General features: G+C 43.8%; 15 protein-coding genes. All 15 read left to right on the top strand.

Features of this window, described 5'->3' with window-relative positions; translation table 11 throughout:
• Positions 1-15: 15 nt before the first annotated feature.
• The gene (locus LOZ80_RS13375; protein ID WP_238171889.1) at positions 16-804 is read left to right on the top strand and encodes a FliA/WhiG family RNA polymerase sigma factor; all 789 of its coding nucleotides are present in this window, start codon (positions 16-18) and stop codon (positions 802-804) included.
• Between the two features lie 30 nt (positions 805-834).
• Positions 835-2,244, top strand: a complete 1,410-nt coding sequence (locus tag LOZ80_RS13370) for a flagellar assembly protein A (RefSeq protein ID WP_238171888.1) — start codon at positions 835-837, stop codon at positions 2,242-2,244.
• Positions 2,245-2,263: 19 nt separating this feature from the next.
• Positions 2,264-2,587, top strand: coding sequence for a hypothetical protein (locus LOZ80_RS13365; RefSeq protein WP_238171887.1), 324 nt, complete (start codon positions 2,264-2,266; stop codon positions 2,585-2,587).
• A gap of 34 nt (positions 2,588-2,621) precedes the next feature.
• Positions 2,622-3,230 carry a hypothetical protein gene (locus LOZ80_RS13360; RefSeq protein WP_238171886.1) on the top strand — a complete coding sequence of 203 codons (609 nt, stop codon included), beginning with the start codon at positions 2,622-2,624 and terminating at the stop codon, positions 3,228-3,230.
• Positions 3,223-3,738: a hypothetical protein gene (locus LOZ80_RS13355; RefSeq protein WP_238171885.1), complete on the top strand. Its 516-nt coding sequence runs from the start codon at positions 3,223-3,225 to the stop codon at positions 3,736-3,738. Before LOZ80_RS13360 ends, LOZ80_RS13355 begins: the two co-directional genes overlap by 8 nt.
• Positions 3,739-3,989: 251 nt before the next feature.
• Positions 3,990-4,688 (top strand): 30S ribosomal protein S2, encoded by a 699-nt coding sequence (rpsB, locus tag LOZ80_RS13350; RefSeq protein ID WP_189012936.1) that lies wholly within the window; start codon positions 3,990-3,992, stop codon positions 4,686-4,688.
• Positions 4,689-4,807: 119 nt separating this feature from the next.
• Complete coding sequence (gene tsf / locus LOZ80_RS13345) at positions 4,808-5,458, top strand: translation elongation factor Ts (protein WP_079408958.1); 651 nt, start codon at positions 4,808-4,810, stop codon at positions 5,456-5,458.
• Between the two features lie 90 nt (positions 5,459-5,548).
• Positions 5,549-6,274, top strand: a complete 726-nt coding sequence (pyrH, locus tag LOZ80_RS13340; RefSeq protein ID WP_079408959.1) for a UMP kinase — start codon at positions 5,549-5,551, stop codon at positions 6,272-6,274.
• Positions 6,275-6,276: 2 nt separating this feature from the next.
• Positions 6,277-6,831: a ribosome recycling factor gene (gene frr / locus LOZ80_RS13335; protein WP_238171884.1), complete on the top strand. Its 555-nt coding sequence runs from the start codon at positions 6,277-6,279 to the stop codon at positions 6,829-6,831.
• A gap of 67 nt (positions 6,832-6,898) precedes the next feature.
• Positions 6,899-7,669: an undecaprenyl pyrophosphate synthase gene (locus LOZ80_RS13330; protein ID WP_238172978.1), complete on the top strand. Its 771-nt coding sequence runs from the start codon at positions 6,899-6,901 to the stop codon at positions 7,667-7,669.
• An 83-nt stretch (positions 7,670-7,752) separates the two neighbouring features.
• Positions 7,753-8,547, top strand: coding sequence for a phosphatidate cytidylyltransferase (locus LOZ80_RS13325; protein ID WP_238171883.1), 795 nt, complete (start codon positions 7,753-7,755; stop codon positions 8,545-8,547).
• A gap of 24 nt (positions 8,548-8,571) precedes the next feature.
• Positions 8,572-9,717: a 1-deoxy-D-xylulose-5-phosphate reductoisomerase gene (locus LOZ80_RS13320; RefSeq protein WP_238171882.1), complete on the top strand. Its 1,146-nt coding sequence runs from the start codon at positions 8,572-8,574 to the stop codon at positions 9,715-9,717.
• A gap of 267 nt (positions 9,718-9,984) precedes the next feature.
• Positions 9,985-11,244: an RIP metalloprotease RseP gene (gene rseP / locus LOZ80_RS13315; protein ID WP_238171881.1), complete on the top strand. Its 1,260-nt coding sequence runs from the start codon at positions 9,985-9,987 to the stop codon at positions 11,242-11,244.
• 22 nt (positions 11,245-11,266) lie between these two features.
• Positions 11,267-12,715, top strand: coding sequence for a proline--tRNA ligase (gene proS, locus LOZ80_RS13310; RefSeq protein ID WP_189012945.1), 1,449 nt, complete (start codon positions 11,267-11,269; stop codon positions 12,713-12,715).
• Positions 12,716-12,783: 68 nt separating this feature from the next.
• Positions 12,784-17,091, top strand: coding sequence for a PolC-type DNA polymerase III (locus LOZ80_RS13305; RefSeq protein WP_238171880.1), 4,308 nt, complete (start codon positions 12,784-12,786; stop codon positions 17,089-17,091).
• The last annotated feature ends 103 nt before the right edge of the window (positions 17,092-17,194 follow it).

Below are 17,194 nucleotides of genomic sequence, written 5' to 3'. Positions count from 1 at the left end.
GGTGAAACATAAATCATGATTGAACAAAAGCAATCACAACTAGCAAATATTGAGTTATGGAAACAGTGGAAGGAAGAAGGCTGGGTGCCTGCGAAACAATCCCTTATTGAGAGTTACTTGCCTTTAGTCGACTACGTTTCCAGCCGACTTGCAATTGGACTTCCGAAGAGTGTTTCCAAAGAGGATTTATCCAGTTTTGGTGTCATGGGACTTATAGATGCTGTGGAGAAATTCGATTATGCACGTGGGTTGCAATTTGAAACGTATGCTTCTTGGAGAATAAGAGGATCAATCATTGATGGATTGAGACAAGGTGATTGGGTACCCCGTTCTGTACGTGAGAAGGCCAAAAAGGTTGAAGATGCTTATCAGAAGCTGGAACAGCAGTATCTTCGCTCAGTTACTGATGCGGAGATAAGTGCTTATTTGCAAGTGTCAGAATCCGATTTCCAACAGATGCTGCAAGATATTTCCATTACAACCATATGTTCAATCGATGATCCGATTCGTGAGGAAGACTCTGAAACCAGGTTATCCTTACTCGTGGATGAGAAGGCTAAGAACCCTGAGTTTCAGGTGAATGAGTTTTATTTGAAAGATTCTTTGGCCAAAGCGATTGAGCGTTTAACGGAGAAAGAAAGAACCGTCGTTTCTTTATTTTATTTCGAAGAGCTTTCATTGAGTGAAATTGCGGAAGTTATGTGCTTGTCGCCTTCACGCATTTCACAGCTGCATTCCAAGGCGATTCTTCGGTTAAAAGGTGTACTTGGAAGATTCAAGAATCAATTATTTCAGGATTCATAACCTAAATTCGATCGTGAAAGGTGGTATTCCATGCTTGAGAGGAACATGCCTTTAGATTACTATATTAATATTTCTGTTTCGGACAACAAATTGTCTGCAAGCTTGTTGATCACAAACGCAGAAGCTGATTTCAAAGTTACGACAGGTGAATTGGAAGACCTTATTCAAAAAAATCATATTGTTCATGGATTAAATATACCTTTACTTGCTCAAATTGCAGCGGATCCCAAGTCGTTTTATCATCAAAAAGTCGTAATTGCGACAGGTACTAAGCCTGTAGATGGACAGAATGGCTCTATTAAATATATTTTTGCTTTTGATGAAGATGAAAAAAAACCACTCGAGCTGGATGACGGCAGGGTGAATTATAAAGAAGTTGTAACCCTTCACAATGTGCGGAAAGGCCAACTGATCGGCCAGCGTTCATTAGCGACAGAGGGCACGCCAGGGAGAGCTGTTACAGGCGAAACGCAGTTTGCTAAAGCAGGTAAAGAAGCTCGATTTAAATTGGGCAAGAATGTGATTGCTGATGCCGAACAAAGAGCGCTGTATTCGGCTATTGACGGCATGGTTGTACGTACAGATCGGGATAAAATTAATGTGTTCCCTGTCTATGAAGTGAATGGAGATGTGGACTACAACATAGGTAATATCGATTTCATCGGTACGGTTGTTATTCGCGGCAATGTACTCCCTGGCTTCAGAATTCGAGCAGCAGGCGACATTCGTGTTACTGGCGGCGTCGAAGCAGCTGAACTAGAAGCAGAAGGTTCCGTTGAGATTAACGCTGGGATTGTTGGACAAAATAAAGCACATATTAAAGCTGGAAAGAATGTCAAAAGTTCTTTCATTCAAGATGCTACTATAGAAGTTGCCGGTGAGCTGCTAGTTAGCCAGAGTATCATGCATTCTACGATCAGAGCTGGAAAAGCTGTTGTTTGCAGTGGTTCCAAGGGACTTATTGTTGGAGGTACGATTCAGGCTGGTGAACGTGTAACGGCCAGGACTATCGGGAATACGATGTCAACCGCAACGGTCGTTGAAGTCGGTGTATTGCCGGAGCTTCGCAATGAAATGATTACTTTGCGCAATCAACTTAGAGTGTATATGGAAAATATGGATAAGACCGATAAAGCGCTTACTTTACTAGATTCTTTAGCCGCTGCAGGTCAGCTTACACCTGATAAAGTGGCCATGCGCATCAAACTGAATCACACGAAAAAACAGGCAATTGAAGAACAAAATGCGGTTAAAGACCGGATTTTTGAAATTGAGAAGTCTTTGGAAGACTCCGAGAAAGCGAAAGTGGAGGTTCTGTCTACCGTATATGGGGGAACCAAAATCGTAATAGGGCGCTATACGAAATTCATCAAGGATCCAACGAATCGGATGACGTTCCGTCTAAGTGATGGTGATATTACGATGAGTGCCTATGTGTAAGTGAAGGGGTGGCTGGACAATGAGTTTTAAAGCCATTGATTTACAACTGGCCGTTCACAAAAATGATGAGGCGGGTATACGCCAGAATCAACTCATGCAAAAACCACGTCAAGACGAAACCATTCTAGAGAATCAATCGCTTCAGAATACAGAAAGAGATCGTCATCGCAGCAGTAGGCTGGAAGAAAGCGCAAGGGCAGATATCAAAGATCAGTCCGGACAGAATCAACAAACGTCTAAAGGGAATTCAAAGAGGAAAAGGAAAGCAGATGGGAATTCGTCAGCTGTCCCTCATGAGCCAGAACACCCGTATAAAGGGCATCATATTGATTTATCTCTATAACCAGCTATCTTACATATAGAAAAAGGTGAACCCAATGGCTATGCAGCCGTGGATGTATGTTGTTCTTCTGGGCTTTGTCCTTATTGTTTACGCACGGTTCCTACCCAAAGATCAGGCTGCTTTGTCAACCAAGACAAACGTAGTGCAAGAAATTGAGGAAACGATCGAGCACTTTGCGGCTGAAATGGATGAGCAAAATCAGTCCCTGCTCAATCTCTTCTCCAAAACGAAACAAGACTATGAAGTCGAATTAGCAAAGCTTGCAGGCAGACTAGAATCGCTTGAGAAGCAAAAATATGAGCTTTCCCAGGAATTGACGAAAGTTCATGTGAATCAATCTGCAGCGATTTCGGGCATGACTGCAGTTCCAGATCAACTTCCGATCTCTGACATGACTGTCGTATCTATTCACACACCATCAGCTCCTATACTAGCATCTAGTGCAGATGCCCATCATGAAGAACTTGTCGCAGAAGAACCTGTATACTCGGGATTAAGTATGAAGAGCAGATATGCAGAGTTGTTTGCTTTGCACGATCAAGGAAAAGGTGTTGAAGCCATCGCTAAGAAATTAGGAATGAATAAAGGCGAAGTCAGTCTAATCCTGCAGCTTTCGAGACAGGAGGAGATGACTCGTGCTTAAAAATCGTTCGATGATGTTAGGAATCGGGATTGGGATTATTATGGGTGCCTTGCTTTTGCAAATTATGTCCGTTCGGACGAGCGCGCCTGGTCAGACAAACTTAGCTCTGGACGAGTTGGATCCGCAAAAGCTAAAAGATGAATCCGCGAAATATTATCAAGTGTTCGATAAAAACACAAAAGTATATACGCAAGCCGAACTGGATACCATTGTACAGACGAAGGTGAAAGAAGAAAGCGATAAGTTAGCCGCGGCTAAACCTAAGGATCAACCTAAAGCTTCGCCACCTGAAGGAAGCCAGAAAACTATTCTATATGTACAGCCTAATCTCGATGCTACTGCAGTTGCTGATTTATTAATGAAATCGGGCATTATTGCGGATCGTAAAGCCTTCACGACGGAGCTTGAGAAGCAAGGCGGCAACACGAAGATTCAAGTAGGCTTTCATTCCTTTGAAGGTGTTTTGGACATGCAGAAAATCGTTGCAAATTTACTTGCAGCTCAATAGCTTAACTTACAAATGGATCTTTCTTACGGAGGTCTTTTTTGTTCGTTTACTCCCGGAGACTCTTTATTTACAGTATCAAAAAACGCTGTCGACAAAAGGTTGCATAGGGATTTGAGTTGTGGTATATTTATTCTCGGTGTTAAAAACTCACGCCCGTCAATTTGCATAATGGTGCTTACTTTGGTAAGTTTTATGCAAAGATGCGATAGGCGGCGGATACCAAATAAACCATTTTAGAGGAGGGATTGGGGATGGCAGTTATCTCCATGAAACAGCTTTTAGAAGCTGGCGTACATTTCGGTCACCAAACACGTCGTTGGAATCCGAAAATGGACAAGTACATCTTTACAGAAAGAAACGGTATTTACATTATCGATCTACAAAAAACGGTTAAAAAAGTTGAAGAAGCTTACAACTTTGTTAAATCCGTTTCGGAAGATAATGGTACAATCCTTTTCGTTGGAACTAAGAAACAAGCGCAAGATTCCGTTGCTGAAGAAGCAGAACGTTGTGGCATGTACTTCATCAACCAACGTTGGTTGGGTGGTACATTAACTAACTTCCAAACCATTCAAAAACGTATCGACCGTTTGAAAACTCTTGAAAGATGGGAAGAGGACGGTACTTTCCAAGTTCTTCCTAAGAAAGAAGTTATCATTCTTCGCAAAGAAAGAGATCGTCTTGAGAAATTCTTGGGCGGTATCAAGAACATGAAGGGTCTGCCTAGTGCACTTTTCATTATCGATCCACGTAAAGAGCGTATTGCTGTTGCAGAAGCTCGCAAATTGGGTATCCCAATCGTTGGTATCGTTGATACAAACTGTGATCCAGACGAAATCGACTACGTGATCCCAGGTAACGATGATGCGATTCGTGCGGTTAAATTGTTGACAGCGAAAATTGCTGACGCAGTTATCGAAGCACACCAAGGCGAACAAACAACAGCTTAATCTATAGGCACGTGAAAAGGGTGGTTGGAAGGTGTAACAGCCTGTCACCACCCTTTTTTTAAAGAAGAATTCATGGTATGTTACATATTATACTAACAAACAACGGGAGGTTTCTTTCAATGGCAGTTACAGCAGCACAAGTGAAAGAATTACGTGAAAAAACAGGCGCAGGTATGTTGGATTGCAAGAAAGCACTTGAAGAAGCAAACGGCGATATCACGAAAGCTGGCGAATTGCTTCGCGAAAAAGGTCTTTCCGCGGCAGCTAACAAAGCTGGACGTATCGCTACAGAAGGCGCAGTAGAGTCTTACATCCACGCTGGCGGTAAAGTAGGCGTTCTTGTTGAGATCAACTGTGAAACTGACTTTGTTGGTAAAACAGATCAATTCAGAACGTTCTGCAAAGACATCGCAATGCACATCGCAGCAGCGAACCCAACTTATGTGCGTCGTGAAGAAGTACCAACAGAAGCTTTGGAAAAAGAAAAAGAAATTCTTCGCAACCAAGCTTTAAATGAAGGCAAGCCTGAGAAAATCATTGACAAAATGGTTGAAGGCCGCATCGGCAAATACTACGAAGAGTTCTGTTTGATGGAACAACAATTCGTTAAAGATCCAGACAAAACGATCGACCAATTGTTGAATGAGAAAATCGCTGCTATCGGTGAGAATATCTCCATTCGTCGTTTCGTACGTTTCGGTCTTGGTGAAGGTCTAGAGAAAAAACAAGAGAACTTTGCGGAAGAAGTTATGTCCCAAGTTAACCTATAATAGCTTTCAAAAAAGTTGGAACACTTGGTGTTCCTTCTTTTTTAGCCAATAAGAGATGTTGGTTCATGCAATGAAACGGGGGTAAACAAGTTGGGTCAACCTTTTTACAAAAGAGTAGTGCTAAAATTAAGCGGCGAAGCTTTGGCTGGTCAGCAGGGCTACGGCATTGATTCGGAAGTCATTACGTCCATTGCCCAACAGGTCAAAGATGTTGTGGAATTGAATGTAGAAGTAGCCATCGTCGTAGGTGGCGGAAACATCTGGCGTGGGATAGCTGGAAGCGAGAAGGGGATGGACCGAGCTACTGCTGATTACATGGGCATGTTGGCTACGGTGATGAACTCATTGGCGCTGCAGGACGCTTTGGAGAATATTGAAGTCCCTACACGCGTGCAGTCCTCGATAACCATGCAACAGGTTGCAGAACCGTACATCCGGAGAAGAGCCATGCGTCACCTTGAGAAAGGTCGAGTTGTTATCTTCGCCGCAGGAACTGGTAATCCTTACTTCTCAACGGATACGACAGCAGCTTTGAGAGCAGCTGAAATTGAAGCGGAAGTTATTCTCATGGCCAAAAACAAAGTGGATGGCGTCTATTCCGCTGATCCATTCAAAGATCCAACAGCTAAGAAGTATGAGACGTTAACCTATATGGAAGTCATCAGTAATAATCTTGGTGTCATGGATTCCACCGCATCTTCCCTTTGTATGGATAACAACATCCCGTTAGTGGTGTTCAACATTACAGAAAAAGGGAATATCAAACGAGTGGTCCTTGGCGAGAAAATTGGGACTACAGTTAAAGGGAGTGTCTAACCATGCCACAAGCAGTGAAAAAAAATGCGGAAGATCGGATGGACAAAGCGATTGGTTCTTTGAAAAGAGACTTGACTTCGCTTCGTGCTGGTCGTGCGACCCCATCTTTATTAGATCGTATTCAAGTTGAATATTACGGTGCAATGACACCTGTTAATCAACTTGCTAATTTAACTACACCGGATTCACGTACTTTACTCATTCAACCATGGGACAAAAGTTCAATGTCGGCGATTGAAAAAGCAATCATGAAGTCTGATATAGGATTAACTCCGTCCAATGACGGGACGATTATTCGTATTGTCATTCCGGCTTTAACGGAAGAGCGTCGTGCTGATCTCGTGAAAATGACGAAGAAGTTCGGCGAAGAAGCGAAGATTGCTATTCGTAACATCCGCCGCGATGCGAACGACGAAATTAAGAAACTTGAAAAAGCTGGGATTTCTGAAGATGAGTCCCGCAAACATCAAGAAGATATCCAGAAATTTACGGATAAATTCGTGGCTGAAGTTGAGAAAGTTTTGGCTGCTAAAGAAAAAGAAATCATGGAAGTATAAGATAGATATGCCCCCGGGTATTCGCTGGGGGTTTTTCATCTTTCCCTAGTTGGGAGGAACAACAGTGGTGTTCAAGCTAGTTAAGGAATGGTTAGGAAGAAGTAAACCAGTTAAGGCCGAATTACAAGACATCGAATTAGACAAAGTACCTGCACATGTCGCTATTATTATGGATGGCAACGGAAGGTGGGCCAAACAAAGAGGATTGCCTCGCGTAGCTGGTCACCATTCAGGTATGAAAAATGTGAAGAAAATTACGATGGCTGCAAATCAAATTGGTGTCAAAGTGTTGACGATGTATGCTTTTTCGACCGAAAATTGGAAGAGGCCTAAGGAAGAAGTGGATTTCTTAATGAAGCTTCCTCAAGAGTTTTTCCCTTTGGAGATTGAAGAGTTGATCGAGAATAATGTCCGCATTCGTATGACAGGATGGCGCGAAGGTTTGCCTGAATACACGCTGAAAGCGATTGAAGGTGCTATCGAACGGACAAAGGATAACACTGGACTCATATTGAATTTTGCCTTGAATTATGGCGGGCGTAAAGAAATGATTGCTGGTGTTCAAGAAATGATTCGTGATGTTCAAAGCGGTAAATTACAAGTTGAGGAATTGGATGAGAACCGGTTTTCTTCCTATATGCTTACTTCCGATTTGCCAGATCCGGATTTGTTAATTCGCACTAGCGGTGAATTAAGACTCAGTAATTTTTTACTTTGGCAGATAGCCTACTCGGAGCTTTGGTTTACGGAGGCTTACTGGCCGGAATTCACGGAATCGTTATTCTTACAAGCCATTGCGGAATACCAGCGCCGCGGAAGAAGATATGGGGGCGTTTAGTCAACAGCTCCTCTCTTTCTGCGTTAGTAGGGAAGCGTAACCTGGCGTAACGATTGAAAGTTGTTCATCTAGGGGGATTCAACTTGAAGCAGAGAATTGTCACGGGAGTCATCGCTGGCTTCTTATTTATCACTCTATTAGTTTTGGGTGGTTATTGGTATGCAGGTTTAATTGTATTGGTATCTATTTTGGGATATCGCGAGTACTTGCAAATGAATGGCTATTCTAAATTTAAATTAACAAGCGCAGTGGGACTAATTGCACTCTTATATATAACGATTCCTTGGGAGTGGGTGGGTATCTCAATACCTCTCACTTCGACTGCCGTCATATGGCTTCTCATGTTTTTACTGCTTTTCATAACGGTAGCGACCAAAAACAAAATTACGATTGATCAAGTCTCGGTTATGTTGCTTGGTGTTGTCTATATAGGTTTTGGCTTTTATTATATGATTTCTTCACGGCTTGCTGAACATGGCTTGTTTTGGACGATCCTTGTCTTTGTTTGTATCTGGGCATCGGATTCAGGCGCTTATTTTGTAGGCTCGAAGCTCGGGAAAAATCTCCTTTGGCCACAAATTAGTCCGAAAAAATCAGTTGAAGGGGCAGTCGGCGGGGTTGTGATCGCAATGATTATCGCCCTGGTATTTGCCTGCTACGCGCCAGATTTGCTCGGCTATGGACGAGCTCTGTTTCTTGGGCTAGTCATTGCTGTTGTGGGACAAGTCGGCGATTTGATTCAATCTGCCTATAAGCGAGTGAAAGGTATTAAAGATACAGGAACATTACTCCCCGGTCATGGTGGTGTACTGGATCGAATGGATAGCTGGTTAATCGTCTTCCCATTTATTCATTTGCTTGGAATGATTCCTCACTAATTGTCAGCTACGAGGTGGAAATTGATGAAACGGATTGCCATTTTGGGATCAACGGGGTCCATTGGGACTCAAACGCTGGACATTGTTGCACACGCGCCTGAGAAATTTCAAGTGGAAGCTCTAGCGGGTGGATATAACAGTCAGTTGTTAATCGAACAGATTCAAGCTTTTCAACCTAAGATCGTATCCGTGGCAACCAAAGAATTGGCGGATGAAGTTTCGAAGCAAATAACATCTACGACCAAGGTTCTATACGGAGAAGAAGGTTTGATGGAAGTTGCTGCTTCAAGTGAGGCAGATCTTGTGGTGACAGCCATGGTAGGGAGTCAGGGTTTGAAGCCCACGATGGCTGCCATCGAGGCAGGCAAGCATATCGGTTTAGCTAACAAGGAGACACTCGTAAGCGCTGGACACATTGTGACAGATGCTGCACGCAGGAAAGGTGTTAGCTTGCTGCCTATCGATAGTGAGCATTCCGCCATATTTCAATGTTTGAATGGCGAGAATCGTTCGCAAATTGCCAAGATTACACTGACAGCTTCTGGAGGTTCATTTCGTGATCGCTCGCGAGCTGAATTAGAGGGAGTAACAGTTGAGCAAGCTTTGCAGCATCCCAATTGGTCCATGGGTGCCAAGATTACGATTGATTCTGCGACGATGGTGAACAAAGGACTTGAAGTCATCGAGGCCCATTGGTTGTTCAATCTTCGCTATGATCAAATCGATGTACTCATTCACCCGGAGAGCGTTATTCATTCCTACGTTGAATTTGAAGACAATAGTGTTATTGCGCAATTAGGCAATCCGGATATGCGGGTGCCGATTCAATATGCTTTAACGTATCCTGATCGTTATCCAACGCCAACCAAGCGATTGGATTTAGCTGCAATCGGCAAACTGCATTTTCGTGAAATGGATTTCAATCGCTTTCCATGTCTCAAGATGGCTTTCGAGAGCGGTATTCAGGGTGGAACGACACCGACAGTCTATAATGCAGCGAATGAAGTTGCGGTTGCACGCTTTCTCAAAGGTGAAATTGCTTTCTTGCAAATTGAACATATTATTGAATCTGTATTATTAAAGCATGAGTCGATTTCAAATCCACCTCTTGAAGTTATTCATGAGCAGGATTTGTGGGCAAGAGCCTTCGCGACAAATGTCCAATTCTAAGATGAGCAAGGGAGCTGCAGTCAGAGCGTTTGGCTCGGCTCTTTTTTTAATCAGCGGCTTGCATGCTGAGGGAGTAAAGTCTAATTCAATCTTCTTATTCGTATACTGTGCTAAACGGGCATAGCTTGTATTCAGCGGTTCAATAATGGTAATCTAAGAACATGCTGTCGACGAATGGATGCTTAAAGGCAGGTTTCCAACGAAAACAATATGGTTTTTCATACATAGGATAGTTTTCTGGAGAAAACTTGAAGGAGGAATTACGACTTGTCAACCATAGAAGTGGGATTGAAGGTTATTTTGTTGTTTTTCGTTCTAGTAACGATACATGAATGGGGTCATTTTTACTTTGCCAAACGTGCAGGGATCTTAGTTAGAGAGTTTGCCATTGGTTTTGGACCCAAGATTTTCTCATATAAAAAAGGGGAAACACGCTATACACTGCGTATTCTGCCGATCGGCGGATTTGTGCGGATGGCGGGTGAAGATCCGGAAATTGTTCAGGTAAATCCCGGACAAACGGTTGCGATTAAATTAAACAAACAAAATCAAGTGACATCTCTGTATCTGGACCAACTGGACCGTCGTTCCAATGTTATTATTGGTGTGGTGGAACACATTGATCTGGAGAGGGCGCTTCAAGTTTCGCTGGATGTGGATGGAGAAAAAGTCACTTATCCGATGGATCCGCAGGCCATGATGGTCACGAAGGGAACCGAAACCCAAATTGCCCCATATGACAGGCAGTTCGGCTCCAAAACCGTGGGGCAAAGAGCTTTGGCGATCGTAATGGGACCCGTTATGAATTTTATTTTGGCGATCGTTTTGTTTTTCATTGTGGTTGTGATATCTGGTGTGTTTACGAATGTAAAACTGGATTCCGTGCTTGCGGGTAAAGCTGGAGAAAAAGCCGGTTTGCACAAAGGTGATGTGATCATCTCCATTGATAATCAACCGATTGGTACGGATCGCGAGAAGTTAGTAACATCGATTCAAGCATCAGCTGGGAAGCCGATGACTTGGGTCATCGATCGTGCAGGTAACCCATTAACGGTTCAAGTTACGCCTGAGATGGATGCAGGTTCCGGCAAGTTAGGTGTTGTCATTTCTGGTGATCGCAGGAGCGCAAACTTCAGTGAAGTCTTAACGGGTACTTACGATCAGGTCGTTGGTACGACGATCGGAATCGTAACAGGGCTGCAAAAGCTCGTCACGCTTCAATTTAAACTCGATGATTTAGGCGGTCCTGTAAGAACCGCTCAAGTATCGGCCCAATTTGCTCAAATGGGAATAGCGGTTTTCCTCTCTTGGACAGCTACTTTGAGCTTATACTTAGGGATTTTTAACCTTCTGCCGATTCCAGCTTTGGATGGAAGTCGACTTCTATTTATGGGATTGGAAGCACTGCGCGGCAAGCCGCTTGATCCGAACCGAGAAAGCATGGTTCATTTTGTTGGGTTTGCACTGCTTATGCTGCTGATGGTGGCTGTAACGTATAATGATATTTTGCGCTTGATTAAGGGATAGTTCTAATGATCTGGGAGGGTTTATGTCAAACGATAAGCAGTTTGTAAAAGAGATTACACCACAAGGAGAAGATTTCTCCCGTTGGTATATAGATGTCATTAAGAAAGCTGATTTAATGAGTTATTCTCCTGTACGGGGCTGTATCGTTTTTAAACCGGATGGTTATGAAATTTGGGAAAACATCCAACGTGAGCTGGACAGCAAGTTTAAAGAAACCGGGCATCGCAATGCATACTTCCCGCTATTCATTCCTGAGAGCTTTTTCCAAAAGGAAAAAGAGCACGTGGAGGGTTTTAATCCTGAACTTCCTTGGGTAACGGAAGCTGGCGGCGAGAAACTGGAAGAACGTTTGGCAATTCGTCCAACTTCGGAAACAATGATTGGCCATATGTACTCGGAGTGGATCAACTCCTACCGTGATCTGCCGCTTTTGATCAACCAATGGGCGAATGTCGTTCGTTGGGAGAAGCGTACATTGCCGTTCCTGCGCACAACAGAATTCTTGTGGCAAGAAGGCCATACCGCACATGAAGATGAGCAGGATGCGCGCCGGGAAACGATGCAGATGCTTGAAGTTTACCGTCAGTTCGCGGAAGATTTCTTAGCGATACCTGTTATCGTGGGGCAAAAAACACCGTCCGAGAAGTTTGCAGGTGCGATAGATACCTTCTCCATCGAAGCGATGATGAAAGACGGCAAAGCAGTACAAGCCGGTACTTCTCATTATCTTGGAACGAATTTTGCAGTAGCTTTTGATATTAAATTCTTGGATCGTGAGAATCAGCATCAGTTTGCACATACAACTTCATGGGGCGTGAGCACGCGTTTGATCGGCGCGCTGATTATGGTTCATGGTGATGATCGTGGCTTGGTGCTGCCTCCAAAAGTAGCCCCTACCCAAGTCATTATGATTCCGATCGGGCCTCCCAAAACGAGAGAGCAAGTCATCGGCCGCGTGGATGAGTTGTTCGCTGAACTGAAGAAAGCTGGCGTACGTGTCAAAGTAGATGATCGTGCTGACCAAAGTCCAGGATGGAAATTCAATGAATATGAAATGCGCGGCGTACCGATTCGCGTTGAATTAGGACCTCGTGATATGGAAAATGGTCAAGTTGTTCTTGTATCCCGCGTTAGCGGCGAGAAGAAAACAGTACAGCAAGCTGACTTCGTGCAAGAGGTGCAAAATTTACTTGCTGAGATTCATCAGCAGATGTATGATAAAGCCAAGCAGTTCCGCGATGAGCATTATATTGCTGTCGATTCGATCGAGGAGTTCAAGAGCTTCCTGGAAACGAAACGCGGTTTTGCATTAGCAGGTTGGTGTGGCTCAACGGCATGCGAAGAGCATGTGAAGCAAGAAACGGGTGCAACAAGCCGCAATATCCCTTTCACACCTTCAGAAACGAAATCAACGTGTCTGGTTTGCGGCGAAGCTGCTAAACATACGGTCGTATTTGGCCGAAGCTATTAATTACAATCCTAAGGGCAAATGGAGGCAACAATTCCATTGCCCTTCGTATTTTTATGGGGAGGCTGTTCATGAGTAATTTGGCTGATAAACGGAATCGCTTTGAGCTTTTGATGCAGCAAGCCGAGATTCCAGCCGATGTTGTGCGATCATTTTTTGCGGAAGGCTATATTGATCAAGTGGAAATCAGTCGCAAGAATAGGGACTGGACTTTTTATTTGGTGAAAAATGACTTGGTGCCTCTGAACGTTTATCGCTCATTTTGTAAAATGATTCAAGAAAAGTTTGCGCAAATAGCGAAGATTCGTTTCATTTGGAAATACGAGCAAGTAGAACCGGCAGTTTTGGTAGATGAATATTGGAGTTTATTCCTGGAGTGGCTGCAGCGCGAGGTTGCCTCGATTAATGGTTGGATGACGAAGGCCAAAGTGGATGTTCAAGGTCATTCATTAACCCTTATCATGCTCGATCAAATAGGGCTTGAACTGGCGAAGAAGAAAAACATGGATATGTTTATCCGCAATTTTTTTCATAACTTTTTTCAAACCGAGCTAACGATCAAGTATGCCATTAGTGATTCAACCGAAATCGAAGCCGAGTACGAGAAATTTGCCAAGATGAGGGAACAAGGCGAGAAGTCATTCACGCAAGAAATCATGATGTCGATCGATATGGAGGAAGAAGAATCCTCCTTGCCGGATGATCTCAAGCTCGTTATGGGCTACGAAATTAAAGAAGTGCCTGTACCGCTCAAAAACATTCAAGAAGAAGAGAAGAAAATTACAGTACAAGGGACGGTATTTGGTTTAGATGTCAAGGAATTGAGAAATGGCAATACCTTGTTCACGTTTAACTTGACGGATTTTTCGGATTCTTTGGCTATGAAAGTATTTGCGAAGACCAAGGATGATGTGAAAATTCTTAGTTTGCTTGCCAATGGGACCTGGATTCGTGCCCGAGGCAAGGTGGAATATGATCGTTTCATGCAAATTCCGGAATTGGTTATGATTCCCAATGATTTGACCGAAGTCATGCCTCCTAGAGATCGTATGGATGATGCGGCAGAAAAGCGCGTTGAATTCCATCTACATACGAATATGAGCACGATGGATGCGCTAACCCCCGTAGATCAATATGTGAAAATGGCAGCGAAATGGGGACATAAAGCGATTGCCATTACGGATCACGCCAACATTCAATGTTACCCCGATGCAGGCAAAGCAGCCAAGAAGCATGGCATCAAAGTGATATTTGGCTTAGAAGCGAATGTTGTTAATGATTCGGTGCCCATTGTTATGAACAGTCGTGATTTGGATCTCAAACAAGCAACTTATGTAATATTTGACGTCGAGACAACGGGTCTTTCTGTAACGAACAATCGGATTATTGAGTTAGCCGGCGTGAAAATGCAGGATGGAAAAGAAATCGATCGTTTTGCAACATTCATCAATCCGCACGAGAAGATACCCTATAATATCCAGCAATTAACGAATATTACTGATGATATGGTAGTTGATGCGCCAGACATTGAGGATGAACTGCCTAAGTTCGTAGAGTTTATTGGTGATTCTGTATTGGTCGCCCACAATGCGAGATTTGATATGGGTTTCCTCCAAACGAATCTGAAACGGATGAACTTGCCTGAAGTGACCAATACCGTACTAGATACGCTTGAACTTGCGAGATTTCTCTTTCCTTCTATGAAAAATCATCGACTGAACACCTTATCCGACAAGTTTAAAGTGGGCTTGGATAACCATCACCGAGCGATTGACGATTCCATTGCCCTTGGTTTTGTAATGTATCATTTAATTAACGAGGCGAATGATCGACAAATTACGAGTCTCGCGAAATTAAACGATTTCGTCGGTAAAGATTTGTCGAATCAGCGACCGTTTCATTGTTGTATTTATGCACTTAATGCGACTGGCAAGAAGAACTTATTCAGACTTATTTCATTATCGCATACCCAATATTTGCAGCGTGCCGCAACAATCCCGAAGAGCATATTAGTTGAGCACCGAGAAGGTCTCCTGATTACATCGGGTTGCGAGAAAGGTGAATTTTTTGAAGCCGTACTCAATAAATCGATGGAGGAAGCCGAACAAGTTGCAGAATTTTATGATATTCTCGAGATTCAACCTGTTAGCTACAACATGCATCTTGTTGAAAAAGGGCTTGTCGGCAGTGTAGAGGCGTTAGAAGACGCGGTACGCCGAGTGTGCGAAATCGGTTATAAAACAGGGAAACCAGTCATAGCTACTGGCAACGTTCATTACCTGAATCCTCGCGAGAAAGTATGCCGAGACATTACTATTCAAGGGATTACAGGTTTCAGTCCGCTCAAAGCGATGAAGAAGCCGGATGCGCATTTCCGGACCACCAAAGAAATGTTGGAAGAATTTAAATTTCTAGGCGAAGAGAAAGCGTTTGAGGTCGTTATTCGCAGCACCAATGATCTGGCCGATCGCTTTGAAATGATTGACCTTTTCCCGGATAAATTGTTTACCCCGATTATTGAAGGAGCAGACGAAGAAATTCGAGAAACCTGCTATACGACTGCTAAGAACATGTACGGTGAGGAATTGCCTGAAGTTATTGTCGCTCGTTTGGAGAAAGAGCTGGTACCGATTATTAAGTTCGGTTTCTCTGCCAACTACTTGATCTCAGAACGTCTTGTCAAAAAGTCTAATGAAGACGGCTACCTCGTTGGGTCACGGGGATCTGTAGGCTCCTCTGTTGTTGCCATGATGTTGGGAATTTCTGAGGTTAATCCTCTGCCTCCTCATTACCTTTGTGCAGCTTGCCAGCATAGTGAATGGTTCCTGGATGGCAGTGTTCCGAGTGGATTCGATCTCCCGAATAAAATTTGCCCGAATTGCGGAGGAGCGCTCAAAGGGGATGGACATGATATTCCGTTCGAAACGTTCCTTGGTTTTAAAGGGGATAAAGTTCCCGATATCGATTTGAACTTCTCCGGGGAATATCAACCGGTTGCGCATAACTATACCAAAGAACTGTTCGGTGAAAAAAGTGTTTTCCGTGCTGGAACGATCGGTACGGTCGCAGAAAAAACAGCCTTCGGGTTTGTTAAGAAATATGAAGAAGAACAAGGCGCCAAATGGCGAGGAGCCGAGATTAGCCGGTTAGCATCCGGTTGTACGGGCGTAAAGCGAAGTACAGGGCAGCATCCAGGCGGTATCGTTGTTGTGCCGGATTACATGGAAGTTGACGATATCACACCTGTGCAATTCCCTGCTGATGATAAGAATTCGGAGTGGATGACGACACACTTCGATTACCATGCATTTGATGCTAACTTGCTCAAGCTTGATATTCTTGGGCACGACGATCCGACGATGATGCGGATGCTGCAAGATCTCACCGACATTGATCCAACGACGATCCCCATGAATGATGCCAAGGCCATGAGTATCTTTAATTCAACGGAAGCCATCGGCGTTAGACCGGATCAAATTCGTTCACCGGTCGCAACGTATGGCGTTCCGGAGATGGGAACCAAATTTGTTCGGCAAATGCTTCAAGAAACACAGCCAAGCTCTTTCGCTGACTTATTGCAGATTTCCGGACTGTCGCATGGAACAGGTGTTTGGTTAGGGAATGCTCAGGAACTGATCAAGAAAGGGATCTGCAACATTAAAACCGTAATCGGTTGTCGCGATGATATCATGCTTTTCTTGATTTACAAGGCTGGCATGGATGCAGGTCTAGCTTTCAAAATTACAGAGAGCGTCCGTAAAGGGAAAGGTTTGACAGATGAGTGGAAGGAGGAGATGAAGCGCTGCAATGTACCGGCTTGGTATATTGAATCCTGCGAGCGGATTGAGTACATGTTTCCAAAAGCGCATGCTGCGGCCTATGTCATCTCTGCTGTTCGTACCGCTTATTTCAAAGTCTATCACCCGATTGCCTACTATGCGACCTATTTTAGTGTGCGTGCAGCCGACTTTGATCTTGAACTATTATGTCAAGGTTATGATGCTATTCTCAAAAAGCTGATTGAAATTGAAGAAAAGGGCTTCCAAGCGCTGCCGAAAGAGAAGGCGATGGTGTCCATTTTGGAGATGTCCTTGGAAATGACTTCACGCGGTTTCAGCTTCAAGCCCATTGATATCTACCGCTCGCATGCGACGAAGTTTATTATCGACGGGACTTCGCTCATTCCGCCATTCGCGGCAATGTCCGGGATCGGGGAGAATGCAGCGAAGAATATCGCGGCAGCCAAAGAAGAGGGAGACTTCCTTTCTATCGAAGATTTCCAGAATCGCTCCAAGGCTTCCAAAACAGTCATCGAGATGCTTGCTTCGATGGGCTGTTTCCGCGGATTGCCGGAGTCTAACCAACTTTCATTATTTTAATTGACTGTTTTTCTAGCCCGTTTTCGAGAGTTCAGCTCAAGCTGTCAAGTGAAAATGATTAACAAGTTTGCTATTGTAATGCAAAGAATGGTTATGGTATAAT

Source organism: Paenibacillus sp. HWE-109, assembly GCF_022163125.1.
In the GTDB taxonomy this organism is placed as follows: Bacteria; Bacillota; Bacilli; order Paenibacillales; family NBRC-103111; genus Paenibacillus_E.
The sequence above is the reverse complement of the archived record's forward strand: the minus strand, read 5'-3'. Positions and strand labels throughout refer to the sequence as shown.

What these genes read in the sequence shown, in the direction of transcription:
- LOZ80_RS13375 (WP_238171889.1), top strand. Translation starts at nt 16, where the DNA reads ATGATTGAACAAAAGCAATCACAACTAGCAAATATTGAGTTATGGAAA.
- LOZ80_RS13370 (WP_238171888.1), top strand. Translation starts at nt 835, where the DNA reads ATGCTTGAGAGGAACATGCCTTTAGATTACTATATTAATATTTCTGTT.
- LOZ80_RS13365 (WP_238171887.1), top strand. Translation starts at nt 2,264, where the DNA reads ATGAGTTTTAAAGCCATTGATTTACAACTGGCCGTTCACAAAAATGAT.
- LOZ80_RS13360 (WP_238171886.1), top strand. Translation starts at nt 2,622, where the DNA reads ATGGCTATGCAGCCGTGGATGTATGTTGTTCTTCTGGGCTTTGTCCTT.
- rpsB (WP_189012936.1), top strand. Translation starts at nt 3,990, where the DNA reads ATGGCAGTTATCTCCATGAAACAGCTTTTAGAAGCTGGCGTACATTTC.
- tsf (WP_079408958.1), top strand. Translation starts at nt 4,808, where the DNA reads ATGGCAGTTACAGCAGCACAAGTGAAAGAATTACGTGAAAAAACAGGC.
- frr (WP_238171884.1), top strand. Translation starts at nt 6,277, where the DNA reads ATGCCACAAGCAGTGAAAAAAAATGCGGAAGATCGGATGGACAAAGCG.
- LOZ80_RS13320 (WP_238171882.1), top strand. Translation starts at nt 8,572, where the DNA reads ATGAAACGGATTGCCATTTTGGGATCAACGGGGTCCATTGGGACTCAA.
- proS (WP_189012945.1), top strand. Translation starts at nt 11,267, where the DNA reads ATGTCAAACGATAAGCAGTTTGTAAAAGAGATTACACCACAAGGAGAA.
- LOZ80_RS13305 (WP_238171880.1), top strand. Translation starts at nt 12,784, where the DNA reads ATGAGTAATTTGGCTGATAAACGGAATCGCTTTGAGCTTTTGATGCAG.